Here is a 16,715-nt window from a genome sequence, read left to right on the forward strand (position 1 = left end):
TGAACAATCTCGTTTATCAGTATGTACTGATTATTAGATGTGACGCAACACATAAATAACTGGTCGAACATTCCGGCCACGACCCGAAGGGAGACTCCGCCAATGACGCAAAAGCCTCACGCCCTGCTGGTCATGAATCGCGAAACCTTTGCCGATCAATTCGATTCCACACGGCTCGAACGGCTGGCAGAGCTAGTCGATCTGGGAACGCAACCGTGGACTGATTCCCTGGAAGATCCCGAAATGTCTGGGCATCTGGAAGATGTGGAAATCTTGCTGACCAGCTGGGGTGTCCCCCAGCTCAATGCCGAGCGGTTAGAGCGCATGCCGAAACTGCGGGCAGTATTCCACTGCGCCGGAACCGTCCGGAGCTTCGTCACCGACGAACTGTGGGACCGGGGCATCACGGTCACGAACGGCGCTGACGCGAATGCCATCCCAGTCGCTGAGTTCACGTTTGCTTCGATTGTCTTGGCAGGCAAAAAGGCTCAGGTGCTAGCCAACGATGCTCGAACCTTCCGTGAAGACTGGAACTACGTTTCAGGCCGTGGCGAATTGGGCAACATCGGACGCGTCATCGGAGTGGTGGGCTTCTCACGCATCGGACGCCGTGTGGTCAAGTTGGTCCAGCAGCTCCAAGATGTCACATGCCTCGTCAGCGATCCTCACGTTGACCCCCTCTTGGTGGCGGCTGCCGGTGGCAAGCTGGTCCCCTTGAAAGAGCTCCTGAGCAACTCCGATGTTGTCACCATCCATGCACCGGATCTGCCGGAAACGCGGAACATGATCAGCACGGCAGAGCTTCAGATGATGAAGGACAACGCGACGCTGATCAACACGGCCCGCGGAGCGCTGGTCGACACAAAGGCCCTCGAAGTTGAATGCGCCACGGGACGTATCCAAGCATTGCTGGATGTCACCGACCCGGAGCCCCTCCCGGCGGACTCCATCCTCTACGATCTGCCCAATGTGATGCTCACACCGCATATTGCGGGGTCACTCGGCACGGAAACCAGAAGGATGTCCGATGCCGCCCTCAACGACCTCGAACGGTACCTCTCAGGCAAGGACCTTGTGGCTCAGGTACTCCACGACGACCTCTCACTGAGCGCGTAGCTCGCCCCGAACGTCCGCATGATTCCGCCAAGACCAACATCTACCAGGCCGCAGCAGCGGCAACACGAAAAACACCAAGGAGAAACGCAATGAAGCGCAGAACTTTCACCGCAATGGCGCTGGCGCTGACGGCCGGGCTGAGCCTCTCAGCCTGTGCCGGGGCTGCCGGTCCCGCCGATAATGGTGGCGATCAGGAAGGCAAAACCACCCTGAGCGTATCCGTCTGGAACTACGAGGGCACACCGGAATTCAAAGCCCTGTTCACTGCTTATGAGGCTGCCAACCCCAACATCCACATTGAACCGGTAGACATCCTGGCTGACGATTACCCACAGAAGGTAACCACCATGCTGGCCGGCGGTGACACCACGGACGTACTGACCATGAAGAACGTCATTGACTACTCCCGCTACGCCAACAAGGGCCAGCTGCAGGAAATCAACGGCGTAGTTGACGCAGTCGGCAAGGACAAGCTCGCCGGCATCGATGCTTTCGATATGGACGGCAAATACTATGCCGCCCCATATCGTCAGGATTTCTGGCTCATGTACTACAACAAGGACATGTTCAAGGCCGCCGGTATTGCCGACCCCACCAACCTGACGTGGGAGCAGTACTCGGACATAGCCAAGAAGCTGAGCACAACCAAGGACGGCAAAAAGGTCTATGGAACCTACCAGCACACTTGGCGTTCAGTTGTTCAGGCCATTGCAGCGGCCCAGAATGGCGCCGACCAGAACAGCGGCGAGTACGCCTTCATGAAGGATCAGTACAACACCACGCTGGATCTCCAGAAGAGCGGCGCCACCCTCGAATACGGCACAGCCAAGAGCCAAAAGACCAGCTACCGCACCATGTTTGAGACCGGACAGGCCGCCATGATGCCGATGGGTACCTGGTACATCGCCGGAATCCTCGAGGCGAAAAAAGGTGGCAAGACGGATGTGAATTGGGGTCTGGCCCCCATGCCGCAGAAGACGGCCGACGGCGAGATCACCACGTTTGGTTCGCCCACGGCATTCGCCGTGAACAAGAATGCGAAGCACTCCGATGAAGCGAAGAAGTTCATTGAGTGGGCCGCCGGTGCCGATGGAGCCAAGGCAATCTCCGCGATTGGTGTAGTGCCTGCGCTGCAGGATTCGTCTGTGACCGAGGCCTACTTCAACTTGGACGGCATGCCCACGGATGATCTGTCGAAGAAGGCCTTCGCCCCCGATACCACCGCGCTGGAAATGCCCGTCAGTGACAAGTCAGCTGCCACGGACACCATCCTCAACCAAGAGCATGACCTGATCATGGTTGGCGAAACCTCCGTTGATGACGGCATCGCCGAGATGGATAAGCGCGTCAAAAAAGAAGTTCTCAACCAGTAACACTCCCACCGGTACGGTGCCGCGCCTTGGCTTCTCAGCCCAGCGCGGCACCGTATCTGGCCCGAACACTCCGGATTCTGAAATGGAGGAACGTTCCCAGCCCGGGAGCGGTCATCATGACTACTGAAACAATTACTCCGGCTACGGCACCAGTGCTCAGCCGTGGCAACAGGAAACAGGCTAGGCGCAATACGCTCATCGGCTGGTCGTTCATCCTGCCGAACTTCCTTGGCTTTTTGGCATTCACACTCATACCCGTGCTGGCCGCCTTTGCTCTCTCCTTCATGGAGTGGGACTCATTCAGCGCCCCCAAATGGGTAGGTCTTGAGAACTTTCAGCGCATGCTCGGCAGCGACTCCTTCTGGATTGCCCTGCGCAACACGCTGTTTTACGCGCTCGGCCATGTGCCGCTCACCATGGGACTGGCCCTTGCCCTAGCGATGCTGCTCAACCGCAAGCTCAAAGGCATTGGCTTTTTCCGTGTGGCAATATTCTTCCCCTACGTCACCTCGCTGGTGGCCGTCGCCGTCGTCTGGAATATGCTCTTTAGCCCGGAGACAGGCCCCATCAACCAGTTCCTGCAAACGGTGGGCGTGGCCAATCCCCCGGGCTGGACGTCCAGCTCCGATTGGGCCCTGCCCGCCGTGATTATCACCAGCGTGTGGCGCGACATGGGCTACTACATGATCCTGTACTTAGCCGGCCTTCAGGCAGTTCCGAGCGAACTCTATGAAGCCGCCGAAGTTGACGGCGCAAGTGCCTGGCAGCGGTTCTGGAATGTCACGATCCCGTCGCTGCGGCCCACCACCTTCTTCGTCTTGGTGATGTTGACCGTTTCCAGTTTCAAGGTCTTTGACCTGATCGTGGTCATGACCGACGGCGGCCCCGGCCGGTCCACCACCGTCCTATCCCAGCTGATCTACCAGGAAGGAATTGGCGAAGGGAAGTTTGGCTACTCCTCGGCGATTTCTCTGGTCCTGTTCCTCATCGTCCTGACGGTGACCGTCCTGCAGTTTAAAATCCAACAGCGAGGGGAACGCTAATGACTAACATGGCAGAAGATCTCAAAGCCGAAGCGCCTCTCCTTGGCTCCGCGCTGCACACAGGCCGCCTCGGCCGGGGCGCACCCCAGAAAACAAGGTCATCCCGGCCCAAAACGCGAGCACAGAAATCGCGCATGGCCAACGTGATCATCTACGGTGTTCTTGTTGTGCTGGTGGCTGCGCTCCTTGTTCCCTTCTTCTGGATGGTTTCCTCCTCGCTGAAGGAAAACAATCAGGTTCTCACAGTTCCTATTCAATGGATCCCGCAAGAGTTCGTGTGGAGTAACTACACGGACATCTGGACCCGGATTCCCATGATGGGGTACCTGCAGAACTCGCTGTACCTGGCCGTCATCATCACCATTCTGCAAGTCCTCACCGGCTCGCTGGCTGCCTACGGCTTCTCCAAGGTCCGTTTCCGTGGCCGTGATGTGTTGTTCCTGGCCTACATCGGCACCATCGCCGTGCCGTGGCAGGCCTACATGGTGCCGCAGTACATCATGATGCAAAAGCTGGGCCTGACGAACAGCTTCACCTCACTGATCTTGCTGCAAGCCTTTGGAGCGTTTGGCGTGTTCTTGATGCGCCAGTACTACATGACCATCCCGGACGAACTGTGTGAGGCCGCACGCATTGACGGCCTGAGCGAGTACGGCATCTGGGCCCGCGTGATTCTGCCACTGTCCAAGCCGGCACTAGCCAGCCTGGCGTTGCTGACCTTCGTGAACACCTGGAACGATTACATGGGTCCGTTCATTTACCTCACCAGCAACCGCTTGTGGACTGTTCAGCTGGGTCTGCGCTCCTTTGTGGGCCAGTTCGACGCCGAATACGCCATGATCATGACCGGCTCGGTCATCTCGGTGGTGCCCATCCTCATCATCTTCCTGATCGGTCAGCGCTACTTCATCCAAGGCATCGCCACGAGCGGAATGAAAGGATGAGTGCCGTCAGCGGGCACATGACGGAGCCACGGAAGCGCCGGTGGGTTGGTCCTGGATTTGAAACCTTTGGGAGCATGTTCGCGTTTGTTTACACCTTCCTAGCCGGGAACGCTCTGCTAGCCCTAGCTAATGCTCCGCTGGTGTTCTGCCTGGCCTTGGTAGCGGATCCGGCAGCTGCGTGGCCGTTCTTCCTGCTCCTCTCGGTCACCATTGCGCCATCCCTCGGAGGTATCTTCGCCTCCTTCCGCGCGTTGAATGACGACGCCGGAACGGTCAAGCCGGTGGCGGCTTTCCTCAAGGGCTACAAGCGTAGTTTCAAGCGGACCGCACTGCTTGGTGTGGCTGCCGTTGCACTGTTGTTGTTCCTCGGTGTGGACTTGGTAGCCGTTCAGGCGATGCCGGGGGCGGCAGTCCTTATGCCCTTACTCGTCGTCCTTGCCGCAGTGTCGGTGTGCCTGACGGTGACGGTGATTGCCGGCGTCGTACTTCTGCCTGAAACTCATCTCAAAAGCATTCTGAAGGCCGCCCTGTATTTTGTGGTCCAGCGCTGGTATCTCAGCCTGGGCATGTTGGTCCTGCTGGGTATCATCGTGTCGGCCGCGGTGCTGCAGCCCGTTCTGGGCGTCGCACTGGCGCCGGCGCCGCTGCTTTTCGTAATCTGGAGCAACGCCTCATACTCTTTCCATGCGGCATTGCGAGCCCCATAGCTTTTGACGGATACCAATCTTTGACAGGAACCAGCTTGTGTTAGAACCCCATGCAGCCGCCGCGGACACCTTCATCATTGGCGAGCAGGACTTCCTCCTGAACGGCGAACCGTTCCGGATTCTCTCCGGCGCCATCCACTATTTTCGTGTCCATCCGGATCTGTGGGCAGACCGCATCCGCAAGGCCCGGCTCATGGGCCTGAACACAATTGAGACGTATGTTCCGTGGAACGAGCACTCGCCGGTTCCCGGCCGCTTCGATACCGCAGGCGACCTGGATCTGGGCCACTTCCTCGATCTCGTCGCGGCCGAGGGCATGCGTGCCATTGTGCGGCCAGGCCCGTTCATCTGTGCCGAATGGGACAACGGGGGCCTGCCAGCGTGGCTGTTTACTGACCCCACCATCGGGGTGCGCAGCAGCGAGCCCGGCTACCTCGCCGCCGTCGGCTCATTCTTCGAGGCCTTGCTTCCCATCGTAGTGACGCGGCAGATTACGCATGGTGGTCCCGTCATTCTGGTGCAGATTGAGAATGAGTACGGCGCGTACGGCAGCGACAAGGTCTACCTGCGGCATCTGGTGGACCTCACCAAGCGCTTAGGTATTGATGTGCCCCTGTTTAGCTGTGATCAGCCGTTCAGGACCATGGTCGAGGACGGATCGTTGCCGGAGCTGCACAAGACCGGCACGTTTGGATCGCGGTCGGTTGAACGGCTTGCGTTCCTGCGCGAACGCCAACCCACCGGTCCGCTGATGTGTGCTGAGTTCTGGAATGGCTGGTTCGATAATTGGGGCACCCATCACCACACCACCGACGCCGCTGACTCCGCGGCAGAACTTGATGCGCTGCTGTCGGCGGGGGCTTCCGTCAATATCTATATGTTCCACGGCGGGACCAATTTCGGCTTCACCAATGGTGCCAATGACAAGGGCATTTACGAGCCGACCATCACCTCATACGACTATGACGCTCCGCTGTCCGAAGACGGGCAGCCAACGGCTAAATACTTTGCGTTTCGGGATGTCATTGCCAAGCACTTCCCCGTCACCTCGGACGTGCCGCCTGAGCGCCCCGTTGCAGAGACCGCAGCTGTGACCGTTTCTCATTACGTACCGCTGCTGTCCGCTGGCGGCACGCCAACAACCCGGGTGCCCGGTGCTGTGCCGCGGGTGGAAGTCACCGGCCAATACCGCGGATTCTATTTGTACGAAACCACCCTGGACCAGGGCGGGGTGCTCTCATTCGACGAGATTCGGGACCGTGCACAGTTCTTCCTCGACGGCGCCCCTGTGGGCGTTCTGAGCCGGGAACTAGGCGAACGCTCTATCGTCATTCCGGCGGCGGGCCACCTGCAGATTCTGCTCGAGGACCAGGGCCGAGTGAACTACGGGCAACGTATTGGCGAGGCCAAGGGTCTCATGGGACCGGCGATCCTCAACGGCACAGAACTCCTCAATTGGGACCTTCAGGCCATGGGTCTAGGGTCACTGGACAAGTACCGGGAGGCAGCCCAGGACTCCGTTGCCGTCGGCGTTTCCGAAGCGATACCCGGCCCCTCAGTGTCGTTCGGTACTTTTCAGGCGGACGGCCCAGGTGACAGATTCCTCCGTCTTGACGGATGGACCAAGGGCAATGCGTTCGTCAATGGTTTCAATCTCGGCCGGTATTGGAGCCGGGGACCGCAGCGCACCCTATACGTGCCCGGTCCACTGATCCGCACAGGCGACAACGAGCTCGCCATTCTCGAATTACACGGCAGCAGCACCACTGACATTCGGTTCGTGGCTGGCCCCGACCTCGGGCCGGACGAGAAATAGCACGACGTATCGTCCAAATGATTGACGGACGCACTGTCGTTGAGGCAGAACGCTGTTATCTGGTTAGATCCAGCACCCGTGCATGGCTCCTGTTCAGTTCGAAAAGTGGACGCTTGTGCGTCTAAGAACGCTCACCACTACTACCAGTGCACAGATGACAGCGATCAGCGCAACGACGCCAACAACACCGATGAGGCCCACGCTCAGCGGCAACGCCAGAACCACCACCGCAGCGGGGAGTATCACTGACGGGCGAACCACAGGGTGCTCGACGATCGGGCGATGGACAGCCAAGAACAACAGCAGAAACAGGCCGGCGGGTATCGAGACACCGTACGCAGCAGTCGCTGCCGAGACGTCGAGATGGTGGCCGGTCTGCTCGACAGCGACTTCGAGTCCCGCTCCCAGTGCCGCCAGCACAGCGAAAATGGCGTAGTGGCTGTATCCCCAGACATAGGATTTGTCGCGATTCGAGGAGAGCCCGTTCCCGGTGGGTTCCAGAAAGTAGATCCACCAGAGCGCAAATAGAATCACTAGTCCTGCCGCCGAGATGGTGACCAATGCCCCGCTGACTCCCCCAGCATCCAGCGACGCCGCCACACCCGTTGACGTAGCCAGAACGCTCTCACCGAGCAAAATGATCACGAAAAGTCCGTAGCGCTCAGCAATGTGATGCGGATGCCAATTGGTGCTGTGATGGCGTTCAGCCCACATGGGAACGAGGAGTTCGGCCATCGCGAGTGCGATGAACGCCGGTACCTGCCACAGGTTGGGCAGCAGACCGGCCTGATCCAAAAGCAGTCGCAGGATCCACCCGAGCTGAACCACGGCGATGCCAATGGCGTACCGTGATGCAGTCCTCCTACTGGCCGGGTCTTCCACGGCCGCACGGACCCACTGGACGATCAGGCCGAGCCGCATGAGGAGATAGCCAAGCGTCACGAGCAGGAAGTCACCATCGTTGAATGCAGCTGGAACACCGGCCGCAAGGACAAGCACCCCACCCATTTGCACCATCGTCAACACCCGATATGGTGCATCGTCCGTATCGAATGACGAGGCGAACCAGGTGAAGTTCATCCACGCCCACCAGATGGCGAAAAACACCTGCAGGAACGGGATGACTGTCTGAAATCCGTGCCCGTCGGTGATGCCGTGCGCCAACTGCGCTGTGATGCTGGCGATCGCCACAACGAACGTCAGATCGAACAGCAGCTCTAGCTGGCTCGATGCGCGGTGAGGCTCATCGGTGGCGCGGGCACGCATCCTCATGCGCAACCGGCTGTGGAACTGCTCAGTGTCAGGGCTCATGCAAATATCATACGGATCGCCTAGATGGCCGACGGCGGGCACCAGCAAGTAGGTACGTGACACGGACGCTGTGGCTGCCTTGCGCCCACGAAATTCAGCCTCCAGGGGCGAGAGACTCGTGCAGTTAAGTCCTACGCGTGGTTTCCGCGACGGATGAACATCAAGGCCAAACCGCCCAGCATCAACACTGCTACGCCGCCGACCAGCGGCCGTGCTGTCTGAGCGCCGGTCCGTGCCAGTACGTCCTCCGACGACGGCCCAGCAGTATCCACAGCGGCCTGAGATCCTAGGTCTGTCGTCCGGTTACAGCGGCCACAATTGCCGCCGCCGAAGAAGTCGTCGCAGCGGCGGAAGTCGTAGTCGCAGCAGGCGATTATCGAGGCCGCGTCTATTGCCTCAGTAACCCTTAGACGAAGGCCGCAATCCCGGTGATCGCGCGCCCGGCCACCAAGGCGTTAATCTCATAGGTTCCCTCGTAGGTGTAGATTGCCTCGGCGTCGCAGAAGATCTTGGCCATCTCATAGTCCACGGAGATACCGTTGCCGCCCAGGATACTGCGGCCCAGGGCCACCGATTCGCGCATGCACTTGGTCACGAAGGCCTTGGCCATGGCCGAATGTTCGTTGCGCGTAGTACCCTCGTCTTCCATCTGGGCCAGCCGCACCATCATGCCCATGGACGCCTGCGCGTTGGACAGCATGGTGACCAGCTGTTCTTGAATGAGCTGGAAGCTGGCGATCGGCTTGCCGAACTGGTGGCGTTCAACAGCGTATTTGCGCGCAACATCAAAAGCGGCCAATTGAATTCCCACGGCTTGCCAGCCCACAGTGGCGCGGGTGGTCTTGAGCACCTTGTTGGTATCGCGGAAGCTGTTGGCGTTGGCGAGCTTAAAGAAGGAAGGAACCACCACATCTTTGAGGACAATGTCGGCGTTTTGGACCGCACGCAAGGCAATACGATTTTCAATCAAGGTTGCCGTGAAGCCGGCGGTGGCCGTGTCCACGAGGAAGCCCTTGACCTGGTCGTCAGCAACGTCCTTGGCCCAGACAATGACGTAGTCGGAGAACGTCGAGTTGCCGATCCAACGCTTCTCCCCGTTCAAGATCCATGAATCCCCTGTCTGCACAGCAGTGGTCTGTGTGCCACCGGCAACGTCTGAGCCAGCCAACGGTTCGGTGATGGCAAAAACGCCGGTTTTCCGAAGCGCATAAATGTCAGGCAGCCAAGCCGCCTTTTGCTCGTCGGAGGCCAGTAACTCGATGGAACCGGTGAACAGACCGTCATGGCCGCTGAAGAAGGTTCCGAAGGAGGCGTCCACCCGGTGGATCGCGGCAGTAATCATGCCGGCCAGCAGGTGGGAGTGGCCCTGGCGGCGGACGGGGCTGATCATATCCAGCTCGGCCACTTTGGGGATCAGGTGGACGGGAAACTCGCTGCGGTTCCAGAAGTCGCGGGAAATGGGGCGGACGTTAGCTTCCATCCAGTCGCGGATCTCGTTGAGCCGGGCTAGCTCATTCGCGGGCAGCAGGCTTTCAAAGAAGAAGAAGTCGCCGTCAAGGTACGGCAGCTCGGACTGAGCTGCCGCGGCGGACTTTGCTGAAGCGGCGGCGGCGTCGGTGGTGGCGGTCAAGAGAAATCTCCTCCAAGGGGTGGTCGGGACGGCACCCTTCGAACATAACCCGACCCCAAGCCAGATGGTGGGTCAGATCACACAAACCGGCAGCTCGTCTCGAATCACAGACGACATTGGTGAATCAGATCACTCGGGCCGGGGGCATTCATGCTCAGATAGATGAAGAAACAAGGTCACTGAGCCAAGCAGATTCCATCGGAGGAATGCCATGTCAAGAATTCAAACGGTTAGAAAGAGCGGACCCGCCATTGAGCGCAGATCCATCGATTTCGTGCCGCACAGCGAGCGCCACGGAAAGCCCTTCGGACAGTTCACCCTGTGGTTTGGGGCCAACATGCAGATCACGGCGATCGTCACGGGCGCCTTGGCAGTCATCTTTGGCTCCGACGCCTTCTGGGGCATCATCGGCTTGTTCGTCGGCAACATCCTTGGTGGCGCCGTCATGGCCCTGCACGCAGCTCAGGGCCCCAAGCTCGGCATGCCGCAGATGATCTCCAGCCGTGCCCAGTTCGGCGTGTTGGGTGCTGTCATCCCGCTGGTCCTAGTGATTGTCATGTACCTCGGCTTCGCAGCCACCGGCGCCGTGCTAGCCGGCCAAGCAGTGGAGCAAATCATCCCCACGGGCAACCCCGCCTTTGGTGTGATCGTCTTCGGCGTCCTGACAGTGATCGTGGCCACCATGGGCTACAAGTACATACACATGCTGGGCCGAATTTCCACGATCGTTGGCATCATCGGCTTCACGTACCTAGCCATCCAGCTCTTCATCAAGCACGACGTCGGCGCTGTCATGAATGTGGGCAGCTTTGCCTTCCCCACGTTCCTACTCGCCATCTCCCTCAGCGCCGGCTGGCAGCTGACCTACGGCCCCTACGTTGCCGATTACTCCCGGTACTTGCCGGCCACCACGCCTGCTCGCAAAACGTTCCTGGCCTGCTTCTCGGGTTCGGTTTTGGGTTCCCAGTGGTCCATGACCCTCGGCGCCCTGTTCGCAGCTATCCCCATGGCCGCCGGTCACGAGTTCCTGGACGGACAGGTTGCCTTCGTCGGTGAGCTGGCCGGTGGCGGCGCCGTCGCCGTGCTGATGTACATCGTGGTTGTCGTCGGCAAACTGACAGTGAACACACTCAATGCCTATGGCGGCTACATGACGATCCTGACCTCCGTCAGCGCCTTCACCCGCCAGCTCCGCTTCGCCCCGTGGGTCCGTTTCGCTTACGTCATCGGCTTCATCGCTGTCTCTGTCATCATCGCCATCGCAGCATCAGATGACTTCGTCTCCAACTTCAAGAACTTTGTGCTCCTGCTGCTGATGGTCTTCATCCCGTGGAGCTCCATCAACCTGGTGGACTTCTACTTCTCCTCCAAGGAAAAGGTGGACGTCCCGGCACTCTACGATCCCAAGGGCCGCTACGGCGCCTGGAATGTTCCGGCACTGCTCACCTACGTACTCGGCGTCATCGTGCAGATCCCGTTCCTGGCCCAGCACATGTACACCGGCCCCATCACTCCCCTGTTGGGCGGTGCCGACATCTCCTGGATCGTGGGCCTAGTAATCACAGCCCTTGTCTACTACCCGGTGGCCAAGCGCTTCAACCACCCGCCTGCAGAGATGATCTACCCGGCCGACGGCGATATCTCCCCCGATCCCGTCACCGTCCGCTAGCTGCGCCAGAGACCCTGAGACCGAGACAGAGACCCAGTACCCAAAGGACCTCACCTTGAACACGATCCACGCCGCTGCTGAGCGCTCCGCCCTTCCCCGGCCAAGGGATTTGGTGGCTTCGCTGCCCGTCTATTCCAAGGCGGGCGGGCAGCTCCCGCCTACCTGGCGGGCGTCGTCGAACGAGTCCTTTTTGCATCCGTCCCGGGCAGTGCTGGACGCCATTGACACTGCGGCAAAGCACTGCCAGCAGTACCCCACCCTTCAGGGAGATCACCTGACTGCGGCGCTCAGCCGGGGTTTGGGGGTCGCCGCGGAACAGATAGTTGCTGGTGCTGGCTCACTCGCCGTGCTTCAGCAGCTGCTGACGGCGTTCGCCGGCCCGGGCACGGAGGTGGTTTTTGCGTGGCGCAGCTATGAGGCCTACCCCATACTGGTGCGGCAGACAGGGGCCCGGGACGTTCAGGTGCCGTTGGGGCCGGATCATCGCCATGACTTGGCCGCCATGGCCGAGGCCGTCACTGACACCACCGCGGCGCTCATCCTCTGCAGTCCCAACAACCCCACGGGTACTGTTTTGGGCGCGGAGGAGCTGGCGGAGATTCTGGCTCGTATCCCCGCCCATGTGGTGGTGGTTTTGGATCAGGCGTATGTAGAATTCACGGACGACGCCGAGGCCTCCTCCCAGCACAGTCTCGCCTTGCTGGGCGCTCACCCCAATCTCGTCATCCTGCGCACCTTCTCGAAGGCGTACGGTTTGGCGGGGTTGCGGGCCGGATACATGGTGGCACACCCTGACCTGGCCGCCCACGTCAGGGCAGTCTCGCCTCCCTTTGGACTGAACGCCATTGCCGAGGCAGCAGCCGTCGCCGCCTTCGATGACACTGAGGCGCTGGCAGCGAATGTGTCAACGGTTCAGGAAGGCCGCGCTACCCTGCACAACGCACTGGCCGCCCGCGGCTTAGCGCTGCCGGACAGTGGCGGGAACTTCCTATGGCTTCCCGTGGGCGAATCTGCGAGCGCGCTCGAGGCGGCCTGCTTAGCCCACAGCGTGAGTGTTCGCAGCTTTGCTGGCGAGGGTGTTCGGGTCACTGTCGGGTCCCGGGCGGCAGAAGCTGCTGTGCTCCGATCCGTGGATAGTTGGCTAGCGGCGTAGCACTGGCATCACCGATATCGACAAGAAGGACCGGCACGGAGTTTCCGTGCCGGTCCTTCTTGTGTTGGGTCAGGAGGCGGCTAGTACCTTGCCCGGATTCAGAATGCCCTGTGGGTCCAGGGCGTTTTTGATGGCCATCATGACAGGAATCGCGGTGGCGTGTTCCTTAACCAAAGAAGCTGTTTTGCCCAAGCCAATGCCATGCTCCCCCGTTGAGGTCCCGCCCATCGACAAGGCCCGTTCCACGAGTCGGTTGTTGATGGCCGCAGCCTTGGCCAGTACGTCGTCGTCCCCGGGAGGGAGGACAAAGGCGAGGTGGAAGTTGCCGTCTCCCACGTGACCCACAATAGGTGCCAGCACCCCTTCGTTGTCGGTGTCAGCCTTAGTCAAGGTGATGCACTCTGCCAGTCTGGAGACGGGCACGCAAACGTCCGTTGACCAGGTGCTCGAGCCGGGGATCAATGCTGTGTAAGCCGGCAGGGCGTCGTGCCTGGCTCGCCAAATGCGGGCCATCTGCTCGGGATCGCTGGCATAATCCCAACCGATTCCGCCGTGCTGGCTGACAAGTCCGCGCACCGTTTCACTTTGTTCGGCGATGTTGGCAGGAGATCCCTCAAATTCGAAAATCAGCGTCGGCATGACGGGCAGCCCCAGGCTGCTATAGCGATTGACGGCGTCGACGGTGACGTCGTCGAGCAGCTCAACTCTGGAGATGGGCACTGCTGATTCAAGAGTGGCTTGGACGACGGCGATGCACTCTTCCAAGGTGGCGAAGGAGCAAATCGCGACGCTGCTGGCTTGTGGGATGCCGTAGACCCGCAGCGTCACCTCTGTCAGGATGCCCAGGGTTCCTTCGGCCCCCACGAACAGGTGAGTCAGGTCGTAGCCTGCCGCCGACTTGCGCGAGCGGCCGCCGGTCTTGATGACAGTGCCATCGGCGAGCACCACCGTCAGGCCAAGGACGTTTTCCTTCATGGTTCCATAGCGCACGGCAGTAGTTCCGCTGGCACCTGTCGAGGCCATGCCACCGACGCTGGCATCCACTCCGGGACCTACAGGAAACGTGAGCCCGTGCTGCGCCAAGGCCTCGTTGAGTGAACTTTTCATGACGCCCGCTTGGACAGTGGCATCCAAGTCATCAGCCTCAATGCGCAGGATCTTGTCCATGCCGGAAATGTCTAGACAAATGGAGCCGGCAGTGCTGTTGGCCCCGCCTTCAAGTCCCGTACCCGCGGCGATCGGCACAACGGAGACACCGTGATGTGAACAAATGGCGAGGGTGGCGGAAACATCCTCGGTGCTGGCGCATTGCACCACGGCCAGGGGCGCTTCCCACGGCAAGTGGGAGCGGTCATGGCCCCGGGCTGATCGGACGGCGTCATCAGTGGTGACCTTGTTGCCCAGCGATGCCCGGAGGTCTTCTAGCACCGACGTTTTCAGATTGGCAGTGTGAGCGCTCATGTAGGAGTTTCCTTCGTGATGTTGGTGCGGTACCGCGACGCACGCACGGGGCTTCATCGCCACGTTACCCATGAAGACCCACTCCATGGGGCGAATAGTAGCCCTTCCCATGGATTCTCAGATCCGAGACGGTTTGCCAGACGAATCTTGCCGCTCTAGCCGCTGGGACGCAGTCGCCGCGAAATTTCCGTCGCGCAGCGAGTCACTTCCGGCAACCATAGGGTAGCCAGCTCCTCCAAATGAACTGTTCGTTCCTGAACAACGCCTTCAGCTGCATTCCTCGCAGCCGCCGCAGGTGTCAGTGGCGGTCGATTGGCAACTGTCAAGGTCACGCTGGCAACGGCCAGGCCGGTGCGGTCCAGCACGGCCACAGCCAAACTGGAGAAGCCATCTGTCACTTCGTCTTGCTCCCACGAGAAACCCCGCTCCCGGATCCGCGCCAGAAGCTCATTCAGCGCAGGCACCGACTGCACCCCCGACTCGTACCGTGTGGCGAAGGCCTCCGGCCCCGGATACAGGGCTGCCAGCTGGTCAGCAGACATGGCGGCCAACATGGCCCTGCCACTTGCCGTCAGGTGCGCCGGCAGCCGAACACCCGGATTAGTCACCAGAGCACTTTGCCGTTTGGCGCGCTCCTCAATGACGTAGATGACCTCCCGGCCGTGCATGACGGCCAGGTGGGCTGTGCGCTTGGTCCGCTCCACCAATTGCGCCAAGGGAAAGCGGGCAAGGCGCTGCAGCGGAACCTGGCGCGAATAGCCCGTGCCGAGCTCGTGGGCGGTAACTCCCAGAGCGTATTTGCGCTCTTCGGGAAGGTGCACCACAAAGCCGTCATCTATCAGGGCTGTTAGCAAATGGTAGGTGGTGGAGCGGGGCAGATCCATATCCCGGGCAATGGCTGCGGCTCCCACAGGACCTGCCTGGGACGCGATGTAGCGAAGCACCGACAAGACGTTTTTGGCGGCCGGCACCTGCGGCAGAATCTGTGAACCCATGACCCTATGTTAGCCGGATCACGTCTGTGATCACAGACGTGATCCGAGCGGTGAGACCGCCGATCGCTGGCATTCGATGCTGTGATGGTAGTTACACCTCCCGGGACAGCCGGGCTGTTCTCTCCCAAAGGATCGTATTTGTGATGACCTCCGCCAGCCCCGCAAACCTCGCCACCGAGCCTGCCGCCTTGAATAGGCCCGGATCTTTGGAAGGACTGCGGGTGTTGGATCTATCGCGCGTACTGGCGGGACCGTTCTGTGCCATGATCCTGGCGGACTTGGGCGCCGAGGTCATCAAGGTGGAAAGTCCCGACGGCGACGATTCCCGCCACTTCGGCCCCTGGTACAACGGGGAGTCCGCCTACTACCGGCTGTTCAACCGCAGCAAGTACGGGGTCACCATGGATCTCAAGGCGGACGCCGAACGCGAGCAACTCCTTGATCTGATTCGCCGCTCGGATATTGTCATCGAAAACTTCCGTCCTGGCGTCATGGACCGGCTGGGCCTCTCCGCCGAGCGCCTCATGGAAGAAAATCCTCGGCTGGTGATCGTAAGCATCTCCGGCTTCGGGCAGACCGGGCCGCTGCAATCGGCTCCGGCCTACGACCTCATCGCCCAGGCTATGAGCGGGCTGATGTCCATCACGGGCTGGCCTGGAGGGGAGGCAACGCGGGTCGGCATCAGCATCGGCGATGTGATCCCCGGTCTATACGGCGCCATCGCAGCACTGGCAGCTATCAATGAACGTCAGAACACTGGCAAGGGCCAACACATCGACGTTGCGATGCTGGACAGCTTGGTCTCGGTGCTGGAGTCCGTAGGCATGCGCGCCCTTCACGGTGAGGACCCTGTAGCCTGCGGCAATGACCATGCCATGTCCACCCCGTTCAGCACCTACCAAACCGGGCGTGGATCCATTGCCATCGCCATTGCTGGAGACCGCTTGTTCCCCCGATTGACGCAGGCATTGAACCGGCCGGAGTGGCTCGAGGATGAGCGCTTTATGGAGCAAACCCGCCGCAACAAGTTCCCCATCGAATTCCGGGCCGCACTGGAGGAGGCCCTGATCCCTTTTACCGACGACGATGCAATCGAGTTACTGTCAGCCCATCAGGTGCCGGTGTCTAAGGTTTACTCGGTCAACGAAGCCCTGACCAGCGAACACTCCGAGCACCGTGGCAATGTGGCCACTGAGTCCGACGGGTTCAGAACTCTCGCTTCACCCTTGCGACTCACAGGTTCGGTTGCGCCCTCCCCCGCACCAACGTTGGGACAGCACAACGAGTTGATTGCGGCGTGGGCGGCAGGTCCGGAGCGCACCGGGCGCCCGTGACCGTCACGGGCGGTGCCCTGACGGACTAATCGGCGGATGAATGCTCCCGAACGCTTCGACCAGCGGTGAGACGCAAAGCGCCTTCGGGATCAACATGTCGTGATGCCAGCGAAGATTGAACGTCCCGTTTCGCTTCCGGCTATTGATCCCTGGCTTTTGCTCA

General features: G+C 60.3%; 14 protein-coding genes. 9 read left to right on the top strand and 5 right to left on the bottom strand.

Features of this window, described 5'->3' with window-relative positions; translation table 11 throughout:
- Positions 1-102 precede the first annotated feature (102 nt).
- From ACP7B9_RS07475 to ACP7B9_RS07500, 6 genes are all read left to right on the top strand, one after another.
- The gene (locus tag ACP7B9_RS07475; RefSeq protein ID WP_425862148.1) at positions 103-1,116 is read left to right on the top strand and encodes a hydroxyacid dehydrogenase; all 1,014 of its coding nucleotides are present in this window, start codon (positions 103-105) and stop codon (positions 1,114-1,116) included.
- Positions 1,117-1,205: 89 nt separating this feature from the next.
- Positions 1,206-2,489 carry an ABC transporter substrate-binding protein gene (locus ACP7B9_RS07480; RefSeq protein ID WP_425862150.1) on the top strand — a complete coding sequence of 428 codons (1,284 nt, stop codon included), beginning with the start codon at positions 1,206-1,208 and terminating at the stop codon, positions 2,487-2,489.
- A gap of 116 nt (positions 2,490-2,605) precedes the next feature.
- The gene (locus ACP7B9_RS07485) at positions 2,606-3,532 is read left to right on the top strand and encodes a carbohydrate ABC transporter permease (protein ID WP_425862152.1); all 927 of its coding nucleotides are present in this window, start codon (positions 2,606-2,608) and stop codon (positions 3,530-3,532) included.
- A gap of 134 nt (positions 3,533-3,666) precedes the next feature.
- Positions 3,667-4,476 carry a carbohydrate ABC transporter permease gene (locus tag ACP7B9_RS07490; protein WP_425862154.1) on the top strand — a complete coding sequence of 270 codons (810 nt, stop codon included), beginning with the start codon at positions 3,667-3,669 and terminating at the stop codon, positions 4,474-4,476.
- A gap of 74 nt (positions 4,477-4,550) precedes the next feature.
- On the top strand, positions 4,551-5,183 hold the full coding sequence (locus ACP7B9_RS07495) for a DUF624 domain-containing protein (RefSeq protein ID WP_425862156.1): 633 nt from the start codon (positions 4,551-4,553) through the stop codon (positions 5,181-5,183).
- A 37-nt stretch (positions 5,184-5,220) separates the two neighbouring features.
- Positions 5,221-6,999: a beta-galactosidase gene (locus ACP7B9_RS07500; protein WP_425862158.1), complete on the top strand. Its 1,779-nt coding sequence runs from the start codon at positions 5,221-5,223 to the stop codon at positions 6,997-6,999.
- Between the two features lie 93 nt (positions 7,000-7,092).
- On the opposite strand, the gene ACP7B9_RS07505 is transcribed toward ACP7B9_RS07500, so the two are convergent.
- The 3 genes from ACP7B9_RS07505 to ACP7B9_RS07515 form a co-directional block, all read right to left on the bottom strand.
- The gene (locus ACP7B9_RS07505; protein ID WP_425862160.1) at positions 7,093-8,310 is read right to left on the bottom strand and encodes a low temperature requirement protein A; all 1,218 of its coding nucleotides are present in this window, start codon (positions 8,308-8,310) and stop codon (positions 7,093-7,095) included.
- 131 nt (positions 8,311-8,441) lie between these two features.
- Complete coding sequence (locus ACP7B9_RS07510; RefSeq protein WP_425862161.1) at positions 8,442-8,582, bottom strand: LPXTG cell wall anchor domain-containing protein; 141 nt, start codon at positions 8,580-8,582, stop codon at positions 8,442-8,444.
- Between the two features lie 134 nt (positions 8,583-8,716).
- Entirely contained in the window at positions 8,717-9,940 is a 1,224-nt protein-coding gene (locus tag ACP7B9_RS07515; RefSeq protein WP_425862163.1) for an acyl-CoA dehydrogenase family protein, read from the bottom strand.
- A 211-nt stretch (positions 9,941-10,151) separates the two neighbouring features.
- Here ACP7B9_RS07515 and ACP7B9_RS07520 point away from each other — a divergent pair, with 211 nt between their 5' ends.
- Together ACP7B9_RS07520 and ACP7B9_RS07525 are read left to right on the top strand one after the other, a co-directional pair.
- Positions 10,152-11,609 carry a purine-cytosine permease family protein gene (locus ACP7B9_RS07520; protein ID WP_425862165.1) on the top strand — a complete coding sequence of 486 codons (1,458 nt, stop codon included), beginning with the start codon at positions 10,152-10,154 and terminating at the stop codon, positions 11,607-11,609.
- A gap of 55 nt (positions 11,610-11,664) precedes the next feature.
- The gene (locus tag ACP7B9_RS07525; protein WP_425862167.1) at positions 11,665-12,762 is read left to right on the top strand and encodes a histidinol-phosphate transaminase; all 1,098 of its coding nucleotides are present in this window, start codon (positions 11,665-11,667) and stop codon (positions 12,760-12,762) included.
- A 69-nt stretch (positions 12,763-12,831) separates the two neighbouring features.
- Here ACP7B9_RS07525 and ACP7B9_RS07530 read toward each other — a convergent pair whose 3' ends face one another.
- Complete coding sequence (locus tag ACP7B9_RS07530) at positions 12,832-14,223, bottom strand: FAD-binding oxidoreductase (RefSeq protein WP_425862168.1); 1,392 nt, start codon at positions 14,221-14,223, stop codon at positions 12,832-12,834.
- A 155-nt stretch (positions 14,224-14,378) separates the two neighbouring features.
- Positions 14,379-15,218: an IclR family transcriptional regulator gene (locus tag ACP7B9_RS07535; RefSeq protein WP_425862170.1), complete on the bottom strand. Its 840-nt coding sequence runs from the start codon at positions 15,216-15,218 to the stop codon at positions 14,379-14,381.
- 143 nt (positions 15,219-15,361) lie between these two features.
- On the opposite strand from ACP7B9_RS07535, the gene ACP7B9_RS07540 reads away from it, so the two are divergent.
- Entirely contained in the window at positions 15,362-16,552 is a 1,191-nt protein-coding gene (locus ACP7B9_RS07540) for a CaiB/BaiF CoA transferase family protein (protein WP_425862172.1), read from the top strand.
- Positions 16,553-16,715 lie beyond the last annotated feature (163 nt).

The sequence above is a fragment of the Arthrobacter sp. TWP1-1 genome, from assembly GCF_049897845.1.
In the GTDB taxonomy this organism is placed as follows: Bacteria; Actinomycetota; Actinomycetes; order Actinomycetales; family Micrococcaceae; genus Specibacter.

Coding starts and splice junctions, on each gene's coding strand:
- ACP7B9_RS07535 (WP_425862170.1), bottom strand. CDS start 15,218: ATGGGTTCACAGATTCTGCCGCAGGTGCCGGCCGCCAAAAACGTCTTG.
- ACP7B9_RS07480 (WP_425862150.1), top strand. CDS start 1,206: ATGAAGCGCAGAACTTTCACCGCAATGGCGCTGGCGCTGACGGCCGGG.
- ACP7B9_RS07530 (WP_425862168.1), bottom strand. CDS start 14,223: ATGAGCGCTCACACTGCCAATCTGAAAACGTCGGTGCTAGAAGACCTC.
- ACP7B9_RS07495 (WP_425862156.1), top strand. CDS start 4,551: ATGTTCGCGTTTGTTTACACCTTCCTAGCCGGGAACGCTCTGCTAGCC.
- ACP7B9_RS07490 (WP_425862154.1), top strand. CDS start 3,667: ATGGCCAACGTGATCATCTACGGTGTTCTTGTTGTGCTGGTGGCTGCG.
- ACP7B9_RS07520 (WP_425862165.1), top strand. CDS start 10,152: ATGTCAAGAATTCAAACGGTTAGAAAGAGCGGACCCGCCATTGAGCGC.
- ACP7B9_RS07505 (WP_425862160.1), bottom strand. CDS start 8,310: ATGAGCCCTGACACTGAGCAGTTCCACAGCCGGTTGCGCATGAGGATG.
- ACP7B9_RS07485 (WP_425862152.1), top strand. CDS start 2,606: ATGACTACTGAAACAATTACTCCGGCTACGGCACCAGTGCTCAGCCGT.
- ACP7B9_RS07475 (WP_425862148.1), top strand. CDS start 103: ATGACGCAAAAGCCTCACGCCCTGCTGGTCATGAATCGCGAAACCTTT.
- ACP7B9_RS07540 (WP_425862172.1), top strand. CDS start 15,362: ATGACCTCCGCCAGCCCCGCAAACCTCGCCACCGAGCCTGCCGCCTTG.